Here is a 16,354-nt window from a genome sequence, read left to right on the forward strand (position 1 = left end):
ATGATAGAGACACTTTATACATCTTTGAAAAGCTTTTTCAAGATAACTCCAATGCTCTTAGGCGTTATCGGAATTGTCGGTATTTTCAAAGTTTTTATAACCCCCGATCTGCTTGCATCTTTTTTTACCAAAAACCCTTTTTATGATACGTTTATAGGCCTTTTTGCCGGAGCGATTGCCGTTGGCCAAGCGATTGTGAGCTATCTTCTGGGTGGAGAGCTTTTAAGAAGCGGTGTCTCGCTTTATGGGGTGACAGCGTTTATTTTGGCTTGGGTTACCCTCGGAATCGTACAGTTGCCACTGGAAGCCAGCGTATTGGGTATTCGGTTCACTGTTTTAAGAAATGTTTTGGCTTTGATTTTTACCTTTTTGGTCACTCTCGCTACTGTCTGGACGCTGGAGCTTTTGGGATGAGAGGGAAATGGTTTTTACTGGCTGTAATTGCAATCTATATTGCTCTTTTTTTCTTGTACCCCCAAAAAGTCACTTTGGCTTTAGAGGAGTCTTTTCATCTTTTGATCAAAATCGCGCCTATTTTAGCCCTCGTCGTTTTAATCAATGCGCTTATAAATTTTTTTATAGACCCGAAAACATTGGCAAAACATCTAAGCCGCGAGAGTGGAAAAAAGGCTTGGATTATCGCACTTCTGGCTGGAGTTTTGAGTCACGGCCCTATGTATGCGTGGTATCCTTTGATAGAGGATTTAAAGAAAAAGGGTCTTCGAGATTCGCTTATAGCCCTCTTTTTTTATGCAAGGGCTGTAAAACTGCCACTGCTGCCTTTGATGGTACACTATTTTGGGCTAAAATTTACTATAGTTGTCAATATCTATATCGTCGTAGCGGCATTATTGCAAGGGATAATAGTTGAAAAAATTGAAAATAGCTGATTTTAGCTTAGCCACGCTCTATATTCTTGTATATGTACTTTTCTTATTTTTGGCCTCCTTGTTCATGGAGTATATCGAGCCAAATAACTTTCAAAATTTTTTTGATAGTTTTTGGTGGTCCATTGTTACAGCAACGACCGTTGGGTATGGAGATATAGTCCCTCATACTTTTGTGGGAAAAATTATCGCTCTTTTGATCATAATTGGCGGTGTAATTGCAGTGGCAGTTTTTACAGCGACCATGACAAGCAAACTGGTAGCCATGAGTATCTTTTCAAAAAAGGATTATGAGATGTTAGACTCCTTGAACAAGCACCTTGTTATTTGTGGATTCAAAACACCCAGAATTGAGGTGCTAAGAAGTTTTCAAGCCCATTATGGTGACAATATCGTCATCATATATCCAGAACTTGTTCCAGAACTCAAAAAGATCTTGGAGGAGTACAATCTCAAATGGGCACAAGGCGAATACAATGATGAAGCTGTTTTGAAAGAAGCCCATATAGAAAGGGCGGATAAAGTGATGATTTTGAATTTGCATGATGAGTTTGCAGACGCAAGGGTACTGGAAACTGTCATAGTGATTCGCTCATTGAATCCCCATGTCTATATTACAGCAGAAATCATCGATCCAAAGTATGAAAACTACCTTATCAAAAGTAAATGCAACGAGATTATCATGAGCGAAGAGTACAACAGGTTTTTGCTTTCAAAATCTGTCACAGAGCCTGGTATGTCCAAGGTTATCCGGAAGCTTCTTAGAACGCAAAATATCCATATCCAAACGAAACACTCCTATGTAGGAATCTCTTATAAAGCGGCTTTTGAGGAGAGTTTGCAAAAAGGGGAGATACTCATAGGCATCGTAAAAAACTATATAACGGAGAGTGAACTGAAAAAGATTGTTTTAAAAAAGCTGCAGTTTGGAGGTGATGTGGAAAAGTATAAAAAGCTTCTCACAAAAATCAAAAGAAACGAAGTTGAGATGGAAGTGGTCATCAATCCGGATGATGATATGATCATTCCAGAATTTGCTGCTTTGATAGTTATGGAGAGGAAACATGGAAAATCCGATATTTGAAGGTTTGAACGAAGAGGAAAAGAGAAGTTTTTTGTCTCTTTTTACAAAAAAAGAGGTGCAAAAAGGTGATGTGATAAAACAAGAGGGGGATCGCTTAAAAAAGGGTTTCTTTTTAGAAAACGGAAGGCTTGTTGTAAAAAAACATTCTTCTGAAGGAGAGATAGAGGTCGCTACTATCAGTGACAGCAGTCTCTTTTTCTCTCTTACTTGCCTTGTTGATGGAGGGAAAAGTTTAACGACGGTAGAAGCTCAAGAAAACTCCACTATCTTAGAGATTTCGCAAAAGGAGTTTTTTGCTTTTTGTCAAAAAAATCCAGCAACTGGCGTAAAAATTCTAAAAAACATAACCTTGCTTCTTGCAAAATATCTAAGAAAAAGCGATGAAAAAATTGTCCAAATGTATAAAACTTTAGAAGAGGTGCTGTGATGAATGCAAAAATTGAACTGGTAAAAGAGATCTACCAACTGCAAGACAATGATCTGCAAGAAAGAAAAAAAGCATTAAAGAAAATAGAACCCTATGTAGATGAGATAATGGATCAGTTTTATAAGAGGCTTTTGCAAAAAGAGGATTTTGCCAAATTTATTTCTGTAGAGAGAATTCCAGAACTCAAAAGAAAACAGATCAAGTTTCTTGTCCAGCTTCTTTCAGAGCCTTTTGATGAAAAACTCTATAAAAGAATCGCAAAAGTGGCTATTGTACACTACCATATACAACTAGATCCCATCTATATGTCCTATGGATACCATATTTTAAGTGAACTTATATTGGCGCAATCACAAAAAGATCCCTCTATTTTGCCCTATCTGAAACTGATTATCAAATATTTGAAAGTTTCAGAGGAGATTATGAAAGAGGAGTATTTTGCACAAAAAATGCTTGCCGAGTCTCCATATAGGGCGAACGATCTCTTTATCGCGGTCAATAGCCTTCATATGGCATATATCCGATGCAAAAGCTCCTTTGAGAATTTGAGGGTGGATGAAAAAGCAAAAGAGCTTTTTGAAAAGAGCTTGGAGGAGTTAAAAGAGTACAAAGATGTCTTGGAAGAGGCCGGATTTCATCTTGCAACCATTAAACGATTTTGTACACAGTTTTCCAATGAACCAAATGAGAAGAATTTAGAGGCGTTGAAAAATGCCATTGTAAAGCCTTTGAATAACGTCAACGTTACCGCCTATCTCTCTTTGACAAGCTCCCTTGCCACCATGCGTGCGATGACAGATATCGTCTATAAAAGAACTATTGTAAATGAAAAAGAGTTAACAATAAAGAGCGTACAGCACAAAATATTTACACTGTTCAGTGAAAATTACGGCTGGGCAATATCGGATATAGAGTTTTTAGACAAGGAGCCCGAATCCGGATACGAGATAGTGAAGTATATGGCTTTTCGTGAAAAGATATTTTTCCTCTGTATCAATGTCAGAGATGTTATCAACAAGTTATATGTTGTTGAAGGAATCGATCTTTTGGCTGAAGCCATGAAGCTGACACTCTATAACAGAAGCAAGGAGTAGGATGAGTTTAGAATATTGTTATCCTCTTAAAGAGGGCGAAATACTTCATGAAGAGCATGATGAGTGGCCTTTGTTTGATGTAACGATCCATGGAAGTGATACGGAGCGGGTGAAACTGGCCAAAAGGCTTGTCTGTTCTGTCAAACATATGCCGCTTCGATTGAGAATTCACTATGAAAAGGATGCAGTAAAATCGATCGAAAAGGGTGTGGGGAAAGATCCAACGTTAGAGTGTCAAGGCAAAATCTTGGCTGAGGGGCTTGTGAGTGCAGAGGAACTGACACAGATTTTTGAAAGGCTTTTGGAACAAAACAATGAGTAGAAGGCTCCTGTCTCAGATGAAACCAAAAGAGCGAGGGATCATCAAAAAAATCGGCGATATTGGTGAGCTGAAACGACGGCTTTTAGAACTTGGTGCGCTTACAAAGGTTCCTATAGAGGTGGTTCGGATAGCTCCTTTTGGTGATCCCATCGAGATAAAAATAGGCAATACCTATTTGGCGCTGCGTAAAAGCGAAGCAAACAAAATTGAGGTGGAACTTTTTAAGGATAAAGCATGTTCACCGTAGCATTTGTCGGCAATCCCAATGTAGGTAAAACGGCACTCATCAACGATATTGCCGGAAGCGATCTACAAGTAGGTAACTGGCCTGGGGTGACGGTAGAGAAAAAAGAGGTGACATTTACCTATCACGATGAGAAGATCCATCTTGTTGATCTTCCAGGGACCTATACTCTCACACCATATTCACTGGAAGAGAAGATTACAAGAAATGTTATCTGCTCCGAACAGATTGATGGCATTATCAATGTTGTGGATGTTACGGATATCAGACGTAACATGTATTTGACATTAGAACTCGTTGATCTGCAAAAGCCTTTGGTTGTAGCGCTGAATATGTTCGACGAATTTACCAAAAGAGGGTATGCGCTTGATATTGAGAGATTAGAGGCAATCTTGGGTGCCCCTTGTGTACCCACGATAGGATCCAAGGGAATAGGGACGAAGAGGCTTGTTAAAGAGATGTATGACGCAATCAAAGAGGAAAGAAAACCAAAAGTCATTCCTTATCAAGAGCATATTGAAAAAGAGATAGCCTTTTTGATCAAAAAGATGGAGAGGGAAGATTGCCAGTTAAAAAGATTTTTTGCCATAAAGCTTTTAGAAGAAGATGAATTTGCCACTAAGAGAGTAGAGCAGATGGACCCTTCTATCGTGCAGGCAGCCAAGGAGGCAAGAGAGCGGTTGCAACGACATTTTGGCATGAGTGTCAAAGAGTTCATCGTACAAGACAGATATCAAAAAATAGACAAGATTTTAGATGAGGTGCTCAAAAAACCGTTGATTGATAGAGTCCTTTTGAGTGATAAAATCGACAATTTCGCACTGCATCAATGGTTTGGCATTCCTCTTTTTGTAGTGATTATGTTTTTGATGTTTAAGATAACCTTCGATGGCAGTGCTCCGATAGTGGATTGGATGAGTGGATTTTTCGAAAACTTTTTAGGGCCTCATCTAAGAGCTTCCATGCATCCCTTGCCGCCTTGGATGGTTTCGCTGCTTGTAGATGGAGTTCTGAGTGGCGTGGGGCTGGTTCTTTCTTTTTTACCCCTTTTAGCCTTTTTATACTTTTTCATGGCTCTTTTGGAAGAGAGCGGCTATATGGCAAGAGTGAGCTTTTTGCTTGATAGGTTGGCTGCTGGGCTTGGAGTGAAGGGAAATGCCTTTATATCTTTGATTGTCGGATTTGGCTGCAATGTACCGGCAGTCTATTCTACAAGAACTTTAAGTTCGCTTCGAGAGCGCATAATCGTGACATTGATGATTCCGTTTATGAGCTGCAGTGCGAGATTGCCTATCTATGCCCTTTTTACCGCACTCTTTTTTAGGCATCATCAGGCTTTGATCATTTTATCGATGTACCTGTTGGGAATTATTGTTGCATTGGCGATTGGATTTTTGGCGAACAAGCTTTTGCCAATGCAAGATTCAAAACCTTTTTTTCTAGAACTCCCTACCTATCATATGCCGACGTTCCATGCAATATGGCGGTCGATGAAACCAAGACTTGCCGATTTTATTACGCGAGCCGGTACCGTGATTGTCGCAGCTTCCATAGTTGTATGGGCCATTATGAGCCTGCCTCCTTCATCCACTCCTCAAACATCCTATTTGGCAAGAACTGCTCAAAAGATTGCTCCCCTTTTTAAGCCTCTTGGTTTTGGTGAGCATTGGGAGCCTGTAGCGGCACTCATTCCTGGGACTTTAGCCAAAGAGGTGGTGATAGGCTCTCTTGGAACTATTTATGGTGTGGAAAATGCGAAAAAAAAGGTAGCTAAAACTTCATGGCTCGATGATCTTTGGGATCAAGTAAAAGCGTTGGGAAGAGCGTTAAAAGATTCGATACTCAATATAACAACCCTGCAGATTGCTTCCCTGCAAAGTGAGCAAACCTCAAGCCTGCTGATGCAAAAACTGCGTAGTCAGATTGCCACACCAGCTGCTGCACTATCCTATATGATTTTTGTTTTGCTCTATATTCCATGTGTCTCAACAATGGCGGCCATCAAAGAAGAGTTTGGCTGGAAACTTATGGTGTTTGAAGTGCTGTTTTTGCCGGTTTTAGCCTATTTTATTACCTTTTTTCTCTACTCGGTAGTAAAATATTTTCTTTAGTGATTCACTGGCTCCATTCGGGGGAGCCTGTCTTCCAAAAGCTTTTCTGGTTCGCTAAAAGGTGCGAGACGCTCGATAAAGTCTAAAAGTGAAAAGATTGGAGTAGCATAGAAAAACTGCAGGTGGTGATCGTTTTGCCAAAGTCTATCGGCATAGAGAAGGATTTGGTAGGGGATATCACCAAAGCCGTCTTTGTTTTGATCAAATCCTTGGTAGCGATCCCAGTAGTTTTTTTCGATGATATTGTTTGCTTTTTTGATTTTTGATAGATCCCTGACCACATCGTTTAAGTTACCGAGAAAGTCGTTGTTTGTAATGGTGTTGTTGCAAATGGCAGAATGAAAATGCAAAGCTGTGAAGTTATTGGAAAATATATTGTGCTCAATATATCGACGCATACCAAGCTCGGCCGGAGATGAATCGATATAGATTCCCTGGGCACAGCCATAGACTCTGTTGTTTTTTACGAAAATATCTTTGCCGTGTGCAAGTAAAATACCAGTTCCCGTTGCAAGGCGTGTATCGAAAATTGTATTGTGATCGAATGTGATGCGCGAACCACCTTTGAGATAGATACCCGCATAGATATCATGGATGTTATTTGCTGAGGCTGTGAGATTATGATCCATCATAGCCAAAATACCGTATCTTGCATGTTCAATTTGATTATTTTTTACCAAGATATTTTTCGATCGATTGATGGAGAGATCTCTTCCTTGAAAAAAGCGGTTGTTCTGTATAAGGATATTTTTGCATCCCCACAAACGAACAAAGTCTCCACGATTATCTACAACTTTTTCCAGGAAAGATGCAATGGCGTTGTTTTTGAAAATAAGATGATTGCTATAGTGTGCAACAATGCCAAAGAGTGCATTATCGATTGTGCAATCTTGTATAGATACATTACGGACATTTTCCATCGTTATTGCAGCATCCATTGTGTCCCGGCGTTTGCCACTTCCTTGAATATGAAGTCCGTTGATATGTACATCGGATGCTTTGATCGTAATGACACTACCTTTTTCAGCGCCTACAATCGTACAATTTTTGGCTTTGATAGTGAGTGGTTTATCGATTACAATAGTTTCATGGAAGGAGCCCCCAGCGAGATTGATAATGGAGCCAGGTTTTGCGTTATCGATTGTATTTTGCAAAATACCGCTATGGCTATATATCAAAATGGTAAAAAAGATAAAGAGATATCGTACGACTATGCTATCCATATATTTATCATAACGAAATTTTTGTGCTTTTCACTACGTAACCATTTTGTAATCGGATTGTTTTGCACTATTTGTGATGCGTTATCTTTCAAATACACTTATGAGTCGAGCTTGGTAAGCTCTTAAACCTTCTCTTTTCTCAGCTCTTTGAAAACATAGATACTTGCCGTCAAAATAACAAATCCTAGTAAAAGCAAACTGAACCATATCTCCATGCTATGTGCTTTTTTCCCTTCTCCAAAAAGATATCCAATCAGTAGCATAAACCCTACCCAGATGAGGTTGGCTAAAAAAGTTAAAGGTATGAAGCTTGCAAGAGGCATATGAGAAATTCCGGCAGGGATGGAGATATATTGCCCGAGTCCTGGTGTAAGAGGCGCCAAAAAGACAGAGATCTTTCCATGATGCTTGAAAAAAAGAATCGTTTTTTGAATCATCTTTTTATGGCGATATTTTTGAACAAGCCATTTTGCAAGATGATAGTTCAGCAGTGCCCCACTCAAACTTCCAAGGGCCCCACTGAGGAGAAGTCCCCAGTAGTTCTTTGCGCCTATGGAAGCGAGATATCCGGAAGGAATAAGCAAAATTTCACTTGGTACGGGAATAAAAGTGCCCACCAAAAACATATAAAGATATACTCCAAAATATCCTGCTTGCTGGGCAAAATGTACAAGCAAAGAAGCGATTTGTTCAATCATCGATATTCCTCAAAATCAGGCTCAGCAGTCCCACATATTCATGAATGGCAATATAGCTTTTTTTTAGGCCTTCCATAGATGGAAAAAGATCCCATACTTTTATATCATCTTTTGTTTGATAATCACATGAAACAGGCGTTATCGAAAATCCAAAATGTCTAAAAAGTTTGTATGCTCTTGGCATATGATAGGCTGAAGTTACGAGACAGATCGATTTTTGTGGAAGTTTTTGTGCTGTAAAAGCAGCATTTTGGTAGGTGTTGAGACTTTTGACTTCATACCGTATTGATAATTTCAAAGAAAAGGTTTTTTGTAAAGTATGGATTGTACGCTTTGCATACTCGGCTTCCAATCCTGTAAAAAGGAGGGGGAGACCCTTTTGTTGCGCAGTCAGTAAACCTGTCAAGATTCGCTCTGTAGAAGATGCAGATGTAGGAAAGAACTTTCCACGATCATAGCCTCCTCCAAGAACGACAACATATTTTGGCTCTACATTGGAAGGCGCAAACTTCCAGTTTTCCAATGGAGCGAGGAGCCATCTGCCTGCAATATCGGTGGATAATAGATATAAAAGCAGGGCAAGCATAAATGCAACTTTTTTATAGTGCTTGAAACCAAGAAGAAAAAAGCCCCAGACAAAAAGTGCCGGGGGCAAAAGGGAATAAGTAAAAAGTTTGGATAGGATGTAGATCAAAGAAGTTCGACTCCCTTTGTACCTTCTTGAAGAGATCCAATGATGTAGCCATCACTTTGTGCTAAAACAGCATCTACATCTTTTGAATCAACTACCAAAATCATGCCAACACCCATATTGAATGTTTTGTACATCTCCTCTTCATCCACATATTGGGCAATAAAATCAAAAATAGGCAATCTCTTTATTTTTTGTTTTTCGATCACTGCTTTGAGATTGTTCGGTAACACTCTAGGTAGATTTTCTACGATGCCCCCGCCTGTGATGTGCGCTAGAGCTTTAATATGGTTTTTGAGTTTTTTATAGGTTTGTACGTAGATTCTTGTAGGCTCCAGCAAAACCTCTTTGAGAGGCTTACCCTCAAACTCATCATCCAAACTTTTTCCTAGCTTTTCAAAGAAGAGTTTTCGTACCAGTGAGTAGCCATTGGAATGGATGCCAGAAGAGGGAAGGGCGATCAAAGGATCTCCCGCTTTCAGTTCCGGTCTGTTTTCAAGTTCACTTCTTTCAGCTATGCCCACTGCAAAACCAGCCAGATCAAAATCCCCCTCTTTATACATCCCTGGCATCTCGGCAGTCTCTCCTCCGATCAAAGCGCACTGGGCCTCTTCGCAGCCCTTTGCAATCCCTTTGATCACCTCTTTGGCTTCATCCACATCCAGTTTTGCCGTTGCGTAGTAATCGAGAAAGAAAAGGGGTTCGGCAAAACTGCAGATGAGGTCATTGACGCACATGGCTACCAGATCGATACCAACTGTATCGAACTTTTTTGCTTCAATGGCGAGTTTGAGCTTTGTACCCACGCCATCTGTGGCTCCGAACAGTACAGGCTCGCTGTATCCTTTTGGAAGGGCGAAACCTCCTGCAAATCCTCCTATGTTTCCCAGAACATTTTGATTGAAGGTGGCCTGGACAAAGGGCTTGATCTCTTCAACCAGTTTCGCTCCCGCATCGATATCGACACCGCTCTCTTTATAGCTGATACTCATTTTTCATCCCAGTTGCATTTGCCAAAGATTTTATTGAAAAACCACAGACTTGGACAAAAATTTGTAAAGGCAAAAATCAAAAGCATGATGATCACAAAAGTCTGGATAATGACTGCTATTTTAAACATCAAAGCGTTTCCCTGTACTCCCATAGCAAAAAGATACATGGTAAATCCAAGTACGATGGCCATCAGGATTCGTTGCATTTTATCGCCGCACATATTCTCCCCCTTCAAAATTTTTAATATAAATTATAACATTTAACAGGTGAAGTTTTTGTATAATTTAGCAATTTTTGTTAAAATCAGACAAATTTTATCTGAAATGGAGCATCTATGTGGTTCGAAGAGGTTCATAACGATTTTTTTAAACAGGGCGTAAAAGTAGAATCGAAAATCTATGAGACAAAGAGTAAATATCAGACTATCGAGGTGTATGAGAGTAAAGAGTTTGGCAAGATTTTGGTAATAGACGGGCATGGGATGCTCTGTGAAAAAGATGAGTTTATCTACCATGAGATGATGGCGCATGTACCGGCGTGTACCCATAAAGAGCCAAAAAGAGCGTTGGTAATCGGTGGTGGTGATGGAGGTGTGGCGAAAGAGCTGCTCAGACACCCTGAACTCCAAGTAGACTTGGTAGAGATCGATGAAGAAGTAGTCAATGTTTGCAAGGAGTATTTTCCAAATATAGGCGATTGGGACAATCCAAGACTCAATCTCCTGATAGAAGATGGGATCGAGTATATTAAAAATGTACCGGCAGATACATATGATTTGATTTTGGTGGATTCCACCGATCCTGAAGGACCGGCTGAAGGGCTTTTTAATAGAACCTTTTATGCTCATGTTTTTAAAGCGTTGAAAGAGGATGGTATCGTCGTGGCCCAAGGAGAGAGTTGGTGGATCGATATGCCGCTGCATAAAGAGATTATGGGTGTGATTGGAGAGTTCTTCAAGATCGTCATGCCCTATCGGTTTGAGATGTATATGTATCCAGGATGCAACTGGAATTTTATTCTGGGAAGCAAACTCTACCATCCAACAGCGGATATGATATTGCAGCGAGCAGACTTGATTGAAGGACTCAAATATTACAACTCAGATATCCATAAAGCCTCTTTTGTCCTTCCAAATTACGTAAAACAAGAACTTGGAGATCTGTATAAGTGGTAGACCCTTTTCAACACGCAATCGCTCTTACCGGTGGTATCGCTACTGGCAAGAGTACTGTTTGTAATCTTTTAAAACTGCATGGTTTTCATATCATTGATGCCGATGAGGTGGCACATCAAGTTTTGGATGCCTCCTGGGAGGCAATAGCGAAAATGTTTGGCAAAGAGTTTGTCCAGAATGGAAAAGTGGATCGAAAAGCTCTAGGGAAAGTGGTATTTCATGATAGTGCCAAAAGAAAAGCTTTAGAGCATCTGTTGCACCCAAAGATCAAACAAAAAATTACGGAGCTTGCCAAAAAAGAGGAGCGATTTAAAGTTCCTTATATTATCGACATCCCTCTCTTTTTTGAGACAAAAAATTACGACATATCGCCAGTGGTAGTGGTTTATGCGCCAAAAGAGCAGCAGATCCAACGGTTGATGAAACGAGAAAGACTCCCATCGGAAGAGGCGAAAAGAAGAGTCGCTTTACAGATGGATATTGAAGAGAAAAAGCGACTAGCCGATTTCGTTATCGACAACTCCAAGGATCTGAAACATCTACAAAAAGAGGTGGAGAAGTTTGTCGAGCTCATAAAGGACAGGTATGCAGTTAGTTAAATATAGCGCTAGTGGCAACGACTTTGTCATCTATCACACATTTGTAAAAAAAGATAGAAGTGAACTTGCAAAACTGCTTTGCCATAGACACGAAGGAATAGGAGCGGATGGTCTGATCGTCCTTTTGCCCCATAGCAGGTACGATTTTGAGTGGCAGTTTTACAATGCCGATGGGAGTGAAGCCGAAATGTGCGGCAATGGAAGCAGAGCGGCAGCTCACTATGCTTACTCATATGGTCTGGCTTCGAAACAGATGCGTTTTTTGACACTGGCCGGTGTGATTGAAGCAAGTGTGGAGGCGGATGTAGTAGAGTCCCAGCTCACAAAACCAAAAATTTTGGATCGCAAGATTGAAGAAAACGGAAAGCGATGGTGGCTTATCGATACAGGGGTGCCTCACCTTGTCACATTTGTGGAAGATTTGAATCAGTTTGATAAAAATGAGTCAAAAAGACTCAGAAATAAATACAATGCTAATGTAAATTATGGTATAATCCGGGATTTGGAAAATGTAGGGGTCCGCACCTATGAGCGGGGTGTGGAAGATGAGACCCTTGCATGTGGGACCGGAATGGCTGCAACCTTTTTACGAGCTTTTGAAGAAGGGGTTGTAAACCCTACGGTTACGGTGGTTCCAAAAAGTGGAGAAGAATTACAGCTTCGATACGAAAATGAAAAGCTCTTCTTCAAGGGAAGAGTGAAAAAAGTGTTTGAAACCTTTAAGGAGGGTATTTGGTAAGAAGAGTATTCGTAGTACTTGCATTTTTGGCAACATTCGCGGTAGCGGGTCTGCCACAGTGGTACTACTCGATCAAAGATACAAAAATTCAAAAAGAGGAGTTTTTTCATATTTTAAAGCCTCTTGTGGAGAAAGAGAACCAGAAAGTTCTTATGGAAAGAGCCTTTATCATAGCCTATTTTCAATATAAGAAGCGACATAAAGAGATATCTTTGCCACTCAAAGAAAAATTTGAGGCAATTGTGAAAAAATATCGCATCAAAAACAGAGAAAATATGGAAGAGTTCTTGCAAAAGATAGATGCGATTCCAGTTTCATTAGTGTTGGCCCAAGCTGCATTGGAAAGTGGCTGGGGGAAAAGTCGGTTTGCCAAAGAAGCCAATAACCTTTTTGGAGAGTGGACTTATGGGAAAAAGGGGCTTGTTCCAAAAAACAGAAAGCCCGGTCAAAAACATAAGATACGAATTTTCAATTCTATTCAAGACTCCATTGCCTCGTATATGCTTAATCTCAACAGGCATGCGGCTTACAAAGAGTTTCGAATGGCTAGATACTTGGCAAGAAAGTCTGGAAAACAGTTTTCAGGACTGCAGGCAGCTATGACAATGGAACACTACTCTGGGATAGGTGAGAGATACAACTATCTTGTTCGATCCATCATTAAAAAACACGCTTTACACCGACTGGAAGAGAGAGCCACTTACGTCACGGCTCTCTAATCTTCTTTCTACAGACCCGCTTCTTGTATTTTTTGTGCTTGATAATGGGCAATAAGAGGCTCAATGATTTGATCAAGATCTCCTTGCATGACTTCTTCAAGCTTGTATAGTGTCAGTCCGATTCTGTGGTCTGTGACCCTGTTTTGAGGAAAGTTGTATGTTCGGATCCGTTCGCTTCTATCACCACTCCCAACCTGCTCTTTTCTATCTTTTGCTAAAGCTTCTTGCTGTTCGCGCATTCTTTTTTCAAAGATTCGAGCTTTCAAGATTTTAAGAGCTTTCTCTTTGTTTTTGTGTTGGCTCTTTTCATCCTGCATTGCAACAACAATACCTGTAGGAATATGGGTGATACGAACGGCACTATCAGTTGTGTTTACAGACTGTCCACCGTGTCCGCTGGAGCGGTAGACGTCGATTTTGAGATCGTTGGGGTTGATTTCTACATCCACATCATCCACTTCTGGCATGATGGCTACGGTAACGGCGGAGGTATGAATACGTCCTTGTGATTCTGTTTCCGGAACTCTTTGGACTCTGTGAGTTCCTGCTTCATATTTGAGCCTACTGTAGACCCCTTGTCCCTTTATTTTTGCAATGATCTCTTTGTAGCCACCAGAGTCACTCTCGCTGGAACTTACAATTTCTACTCTCCAGCCCTTTTTTTCTGCATAGCGTGCATAGGCTTTAAAAAGATCGGATGCAAAGAGTGCAGCTTCTTCTCCTCCGGTTCCAGCTCTAATTTCTAGGTAGATATCTTTTTCATCGTTGGGGTCTTTTGAGATCAAAAGAACTTTAATCTCTTCTTCGAGTTGCTCTTTTTTCGGTTCAAGTTCTTTAAGCTCCTCTTTGGCAAGCTCTCCAAGCTCTTCATCTTCTATCAATGATCTGTTTTCTTCTATTGCTTCAAGAATATTCATATACTCTTTGGCTTTTTCCACAATAGGTTCTATTTCGGACTGCTCTTTCGATAGAGCCGTCATCTTTTTGATATCTTGTGTGATTTCAGGAGAGCTTAGAAGTTCGTTGATCTCATTGTAGCGCTGTATAAAGGGGTGGAGTTTCTCTTTCAGCATGGCAAGGGGGCGTTACGCCGCCTCGTTCATGGAGTTGACGAGTTTGTGAAGCTTGGATACTTTGCGAGCTGCGTTGTTTTTCTTGATGATACCCTTGCTTACATATTCATGGATTCGTTTGTTTGCTACTTTTAATGCTTCGATTGCAGCTGCTTTGTTACCACTTGCTACCGCTTCTTTTACATCTTTGATGATGTTTTTCATTCGTGTGCGGTAGAATCTATTTCGTTCTGTTCTCTTTTTTGTTTGGCGAACTCGTTTGAGTGCGGATTTATGATTTGCCATCGCTCTTCAATCCTTTTTTAAAGTATTTTAGGTTAGAATATTACCCCAATTAATATTAAATTTTCTTTAAATTTAGATACTTTTAAGCTTTTATGGAGAGTGCAATGGAACTTTTTGGAACGGATGGAGTTCGGGGAAAAGCGGGAAAACTTCTAAGTGCCCAACTTAGCATGAGACTGGCAATGGCAGCTGGTATCTATTTTCGAAAAAATAGTAGAACAAATAAGATTGTTGTAGGCAAAGACACAAGGCGAAGTGGATATATGATAGAAAACGCACTGGTTAGCGGTTTAACCGCCGTTGGGTACAATGTAATTCAAGTTGGGCCTATGCCCACACCTGCCATCGCCTTTTTGACTGAAGATTTGCGATGCGATGCGGGAATTATGATCAGTGCTTCGCATAATCCCTACTATGATAACGGTATCAAGTTTTTTAACCATCAGGGGGACAAACTTCAGCCAGAAGATGAAAAAGCGATTGAAGCTATTTTTTTTGATGAACAAACGATAGAAGAAAATCAAAAAACCGATCAGGATATCGGTTCATCCAAGCGGATCGATGATGTGATTGGACGATACATCGTCCATCTCAAAAACTCTTTTCCCAAAGACTTGACACTCAATGGACTTCGTGTAGTCATCGATACGGCCAATGGTGCGGCCTATAAAGTGGCTCCAACAGTATTTAGTGAACTTGGCGCAGAAGTATTCGTGATCAACGATGAGCCAAACGGTTTCAATATCAACGAAAAGTGTGGCGCTATGTATCCTGGGGAGCTTGCCAAAAAGGTGAGAGAATATAGAGCCGATATCGGATTTGCACTGGATGGGGATGCAGATCGTCTGGTAGTTGTGGATGAAAAGGGAAAAATTGTTCCAGGAGATCTTGTCATCGGTGCTCTGGCAACCTATTTGAAGCAAGAGGGAATGCTTCAAGCCGATGCGATTGTTGCCACTGTCATGAGCAACAAAGCTCTCGAAGACTATCTTGCGACTCTGGGAATCGAGCTTGTTCGAAGCAATGTAGGGGATAAATATGTCCTTGACGAGATGAAAAAAAGAGGGATCAATTTCGGAGGAGAATCGAGCGGTCATATCATTTTCGGAGACTATTCAAAAACAGGTGATGGTATCGTGACGGCTCTGCAGATTACAGCTTATATGCTTCGAAGTCAAAAGGGGGCAAGTGAAATTCTTTATCCATTTTCTCTGTATCCAAGCAAAATGGAAAATGTGACTGTGAAAGAGAAAAAACCCCTTGAAACGATAGAGGAGTTTCCAGAACTTCAAAAGAGGATTGAAAAGAGCGGTATTCGCTCTTTGATCCGATATTCTGGTACAGAAAACAAATTGCGCATACTCCTTGAAGGCAAAGATCAAAAAAAGCTTGAAAAACTAATGGAAGAGTTGATCCAATTTTTCAAAGAGCGACTCAGTTGATGAAGCGGTTTTTTATATTTGTACTAATGGCCATTGGCATTTTTTTCATTGATAGAGCAATAAAAGAGCTCTTTTTACAGGGGGCCTTTCTAGAGATCAAGTGCATCAGATTTGGTTATGTGCTCAATAAAGGTGTCGCTTTTAGTCTGCTCTCTTTTTTAGGTCCCGCTCTTAAATGGATTATCCTGGCAATCGTTGGATTTTTTTTCGGGTATTTGATCAAAAAAAGATGGCTATTTGAGCATCCCATTCTTTTTGGAACACTTTTTGGGGCGGCTCTTGGTAATCTATATGATCGCTTTGTCTACGGGGGAGTGATCGATTACGTCTACTGGCATTGCGGGTTCGATTTTGCGGTGTTTAATTTTGCAGATGTGATGATCGATCTTTCTGTTGTACTTCTCATCTATTTACATTTAAAAAAAACTTGATATAATTTCACTTGGATTTGGTCGCGTAGCTCAGGGGTAGAGCACTACGTTGACATCGTAGTGGTCAGAGGTTCGAATCCTCTCGCGACCACCATAGTCGTTGGTTACTGTCCACAGA

Annotated in this window: 21 protein-coding genes and 1 tRNA gene; 15 read left to right on the forward strand and 7 right to left on the reverse strand. The window is 40.5% G+C overall.

Features of this window, described 5'->3' with window-relative positions; all coding sequences use genetic code 11:
• Genes NIS_RS00460 through feoB form a run of 8 tightly spaced genes read left to right on the forward strand, consistent with a single transcriptional unit; the run spans nucleotide 1 to nucleotide 6,169 of the window.
• A complete protein-coding gene (locus NIS_RS00460) occupies nucleotides 1-414 on the forward strand; it encodes a hypothetical protein (RefSeq protein ID WP_011979631.1) in 414 nt (137 codons plus the stop codon).
• Nucleotides 411-890: a permease gene (locus NIS_RS00465; protein WP_011979632.1), complete on the forward strand. Its 480-nt coding sequence runs from the start codon at nucleotides 411-413 to the stop codon at nucleotides 888-890. The genes NIS_RS00460 and NIS_RS00465 overlap by 4 nt, the downstream gene beginning before the upstream one ends.
• Entirely contained in the window at nucleotides 868-1,971 is a 1,104-nt protein-coding gene (locus NIS_RS00470) for a potassium channel family protein (protein WP_011979633.1), read from the forward strand. Before NIS_RS00465 ends, NIS_RS00470 begins: the two co-directional genes overlap by 23 nt.
• Nucleotides 1,952-2,398: a Crp/Fnr family transcriptional regulator gene (locus NIS_RS00475; RefSeq protein WP_011979634.1), complete on the forward strand. Its 447-nt coding sequence runs from the start codon at nucleotides 1,952-1,954 to the stop codon at nucleotides 2,396-2,398. Before NIS_RS00470 ends, NIS_RS00475 begins: the two co-directional genes overlap by 20 nt.
• Complete coding sequence (locus NIS_RS00480) at nucleotides 2,398-3,492, forward strand: protoglobin domain-containing protein (RefSeq protein WP_011979635.1); 1,095 nt, start codon at nucleotides 2,398-2,400, stop codon at nucleotides 3,490-3,492. The genes NIS_RS00475 and NIS_RS00480 overlap by 1 nt, the downstream gene beginning before the upstream one ends.
• Nucleotide 3,493: 1 nt before the next feature.
• Nucleotides 3,494-3,814 carry a hypothetical protein gene (locus NIS_RS00485; RefSeq protein ID WP_011979636.1) on the forward strand — a complete coding sequence of 107 codons (321 nt, stop codon included), beginning with the start codon at nucleotides 3,494-3,496 and terminating at the stop codon, nucleotides 3,812-3,814.
• A complete protein-coding gene (locus tag NIS_RS00490; protein WP_041353943.1) occupies nucleotides 3,807-4,061 on the forward strand; it encodes a FeoA family protein in 255 nt (84 codons plus the stop codon). The genes NIS_RS00485 and NIS_RS00490 overlap by 8 nt, the downstream gene beginning before the upstream one ends.
• Nucleotides 4,049-6,169 carry a ferrous iron transport protein B gene (feoB, locus tag NIS_RS00495; RefSeq protein WP_011979638.1) on the forward strand — a complete coding sequence of 707 codons (2,121 nt, stop codon included), beginning with the start codon at nucleotides 4,049-4,051 and terminating at the stop codon, nucleotides 6,167-6,169. Before NIS_RS00490 ends, feoB begins: the two co-directional genes overlap by 13 nt.
• On the opposite strand, the gene nosD is transcribed toward feoB, so the two are convergent.
• From nosD to NIS_RS00520, 5 genes are all read right to left on the reverse strand, one after another.
• A complete protein-coding gene (gene nosD / locus NIS_RS00500) occupies nucleotides 6,166-7,392 on the reverse strand; it encodes a right-handed parallel beta-helix repeat-containing protein (RefSeq protein ID WP_011979639.1) in 1,227 nt (408 codons plus the stop codon). The genes feoB and nosD overlap by 4 nt on opposite strands.
• Before the next feature lie 122 nt (nucleotides 7,393-7,514).
• Complete coding sequence (locus NIS_RS00505; protein WP_011979640.1) at nucleotides 7,515-8,090, reverse strand: DedA family protein; 576 nt, start codon at nucleotides 8,088-8,090, stop codon at nucleotides 7,515-7,517.
• On the reverse strand, nucleotides 8,083-8,784 hold the full coding sequence (locus NIS_RS00510; protein ID WP_011979641.1) for a YdcF family protein: 702 nt from the start codon (nucleotides 8,782-8,784) through the stop codon (nucleotides 8,083-8,085). Before NIS_RS00510 ends, NIS_RS00505 begins: the two co-directional genes overlap by 8 nt.
• Nucleotides 8,781-9,773 (reverse strand): phosphoribosylformylglycinamidine cyclo-ligase, encoded by a 993-nt coding sequence (gene purM / locus NIS_RS00515; protein ID WP_011979642.1) that lies wholly within the window; start codon nucleotides 9,771-9,773, stop codon nucleotides 8,781-8,783. Before purM ends, NIS_RS00510 begins: the two co-directional genes overlap by 4 nt.
• A complete protein-coding gene (locus NIS_RS00520; protein ID WP_041353944.1) occupies nucleotides 9,770-9,994 on the reverse strand; it encodes a hypothetical protein in 225 nt (74 codons plus the stop codon). Before NIS_RS00520 ends, purM begins: the two co-directional genes overlap by 4 nt.
• Nucleotides 9,995-10,108: 114 nt before the next feature.
• On the opposite strand from NIS_RS00520, the gene speE reads away from it, so the two are divergent.
• The 4 genes from speE to NIS_RS10420 are packed head-to-tail and all read left to right on the forward strand — an operon-like array spanning nucleotide 10,109 to nucleotide 13,005.
• Entirely contained in the window at nucleotides 10,109-10,948 is an 840-nt protein-coding gene (gene speE, locus NIS_RS00525) for a polyamine aminopropyltransferase (RefSeq protein ID WP_011979643.1), read from the forward strand.
• On the forward strand, nucleotides 10,942-11,547 hold the full coding sequence (coaE, locus tag NIS_RS00530) for a dephospho-CoA kinase (RefSeq protein WP_011979644.1): 606 nt from the start codon (nucleotides 10,942-10,944) through the stop codon (nucleotides 11,545-11,547). Before speE ends, coaE begins: the two co-directional genes overlap by 7 nt.
• Nucleotides 11,534-12,286, forward strand: a complete 753-nt coding sequence (gene dapF / locus NIS_RS00535; RefSeq protein WP_011979645.1) for a diaminopimelate epimerase — start codon at nucleotides 11,534-11,536, stop codon at nucleotides 12,284-12,286. The genes coaE and dapF overlap by 14 nt, the downstream gene beginning before the upstream one ends.
• Nucleotides 12,280-13,005, forward strand: a complete 726-nt coding sequence (locus NIS_RS10420) for a glucosaminidase domain-containing protein (protein ID WP_011979646.1) — start codon at nucleotides 12,280-12,282, stop codon at nucleotides 13,003-13,005. Before dapF ends, NIS_RS10420 begins: the two co-directional genes overlap by 7 nt.
• 8 nt (nucleotides 13,006-13,013) lie before the next feature.
• Here NIS_RS10420 and prfA read toward each other — a convergent pair whose 3' ends face one another.
• Together prfA and rpsT are read right to left on the reverse strand one after the other, a co-directional pair.
• Nucleotides 13,014-14,078, reverse strand: a complete 1,065-nt coding sequence (prfA, locus tag NIS_RS00545; RefSeq protein WP_011979647.1) for a peptide chain release factor 1 — start codon at nucleotides 14,076-14,078, stop codon at nucleotides 13,014-13,016.
• Between the two features lie 12 nt (nucleotides 14,079-14,090).
• Nucleotides 14,091-14,363: a 30S ribosomal protein S20 gene (rpsT, locus tag NIS_RS00550; protein ID WP_011979648.1), complete on the reverse strand. Its 273-nt coding sequence runs from the start codon at nucleotides 14,361-14,363 to the stop codon at nucleotides 14,091-14,093.
• A gap of 104 nt (nucleotides 14,364-14,467) precedes the next feature.
• On the opposite strand from rpsT, the gene glmM reads away from it, so the two are divergent.
• From glmM to NIS_RS00565, 3 genes are all read left to right on the forward strand, one after another.
• Nucleotides 14,468-15,805: a phosphoglucosamine mutase gene (glmM, locus tag NIS_RS00555; protein WP_011979649.1), complete on the forward strand. Its 1,338-nt coding sequence runs from the start codon at nucleotides 14,468-14,470 to the stop codon at nucleotides 15,803-15,805.
• Nucleotides 15,805-16,236, forward strand: a complete 432-nt coding sequence (gene lspA / locus NIS_RS00560) for a signal peptidase II (protein WP_011979650.1) — start codon at nucleotides 15,805-15,807, stop codon at nucleotides 16,234-16,236. Before glmM ends, lspA begins: the two co-directional genes overlap by 1 nt.
• 19 nt (nucleotides 16,237-16,255) lie before the next feature.
• Nucleotides 16,256-16,330: transfer RNA gene (locus NIS_RS00565), tRNA-Val, on the forward strand.
• The last annotated feature ends 24 nt before the right edge of the window (nucleotides 16,331-16,354 follow it).

The organism is Nitratiruptor sp. SB155-2, assembly GCF_000010325.1.
Classification (GTDB): Bacteria; Campylobacterota; Campylobacteria; order Campylobacterales; family Nitratiruptoraceae; genus Nitratiruptor.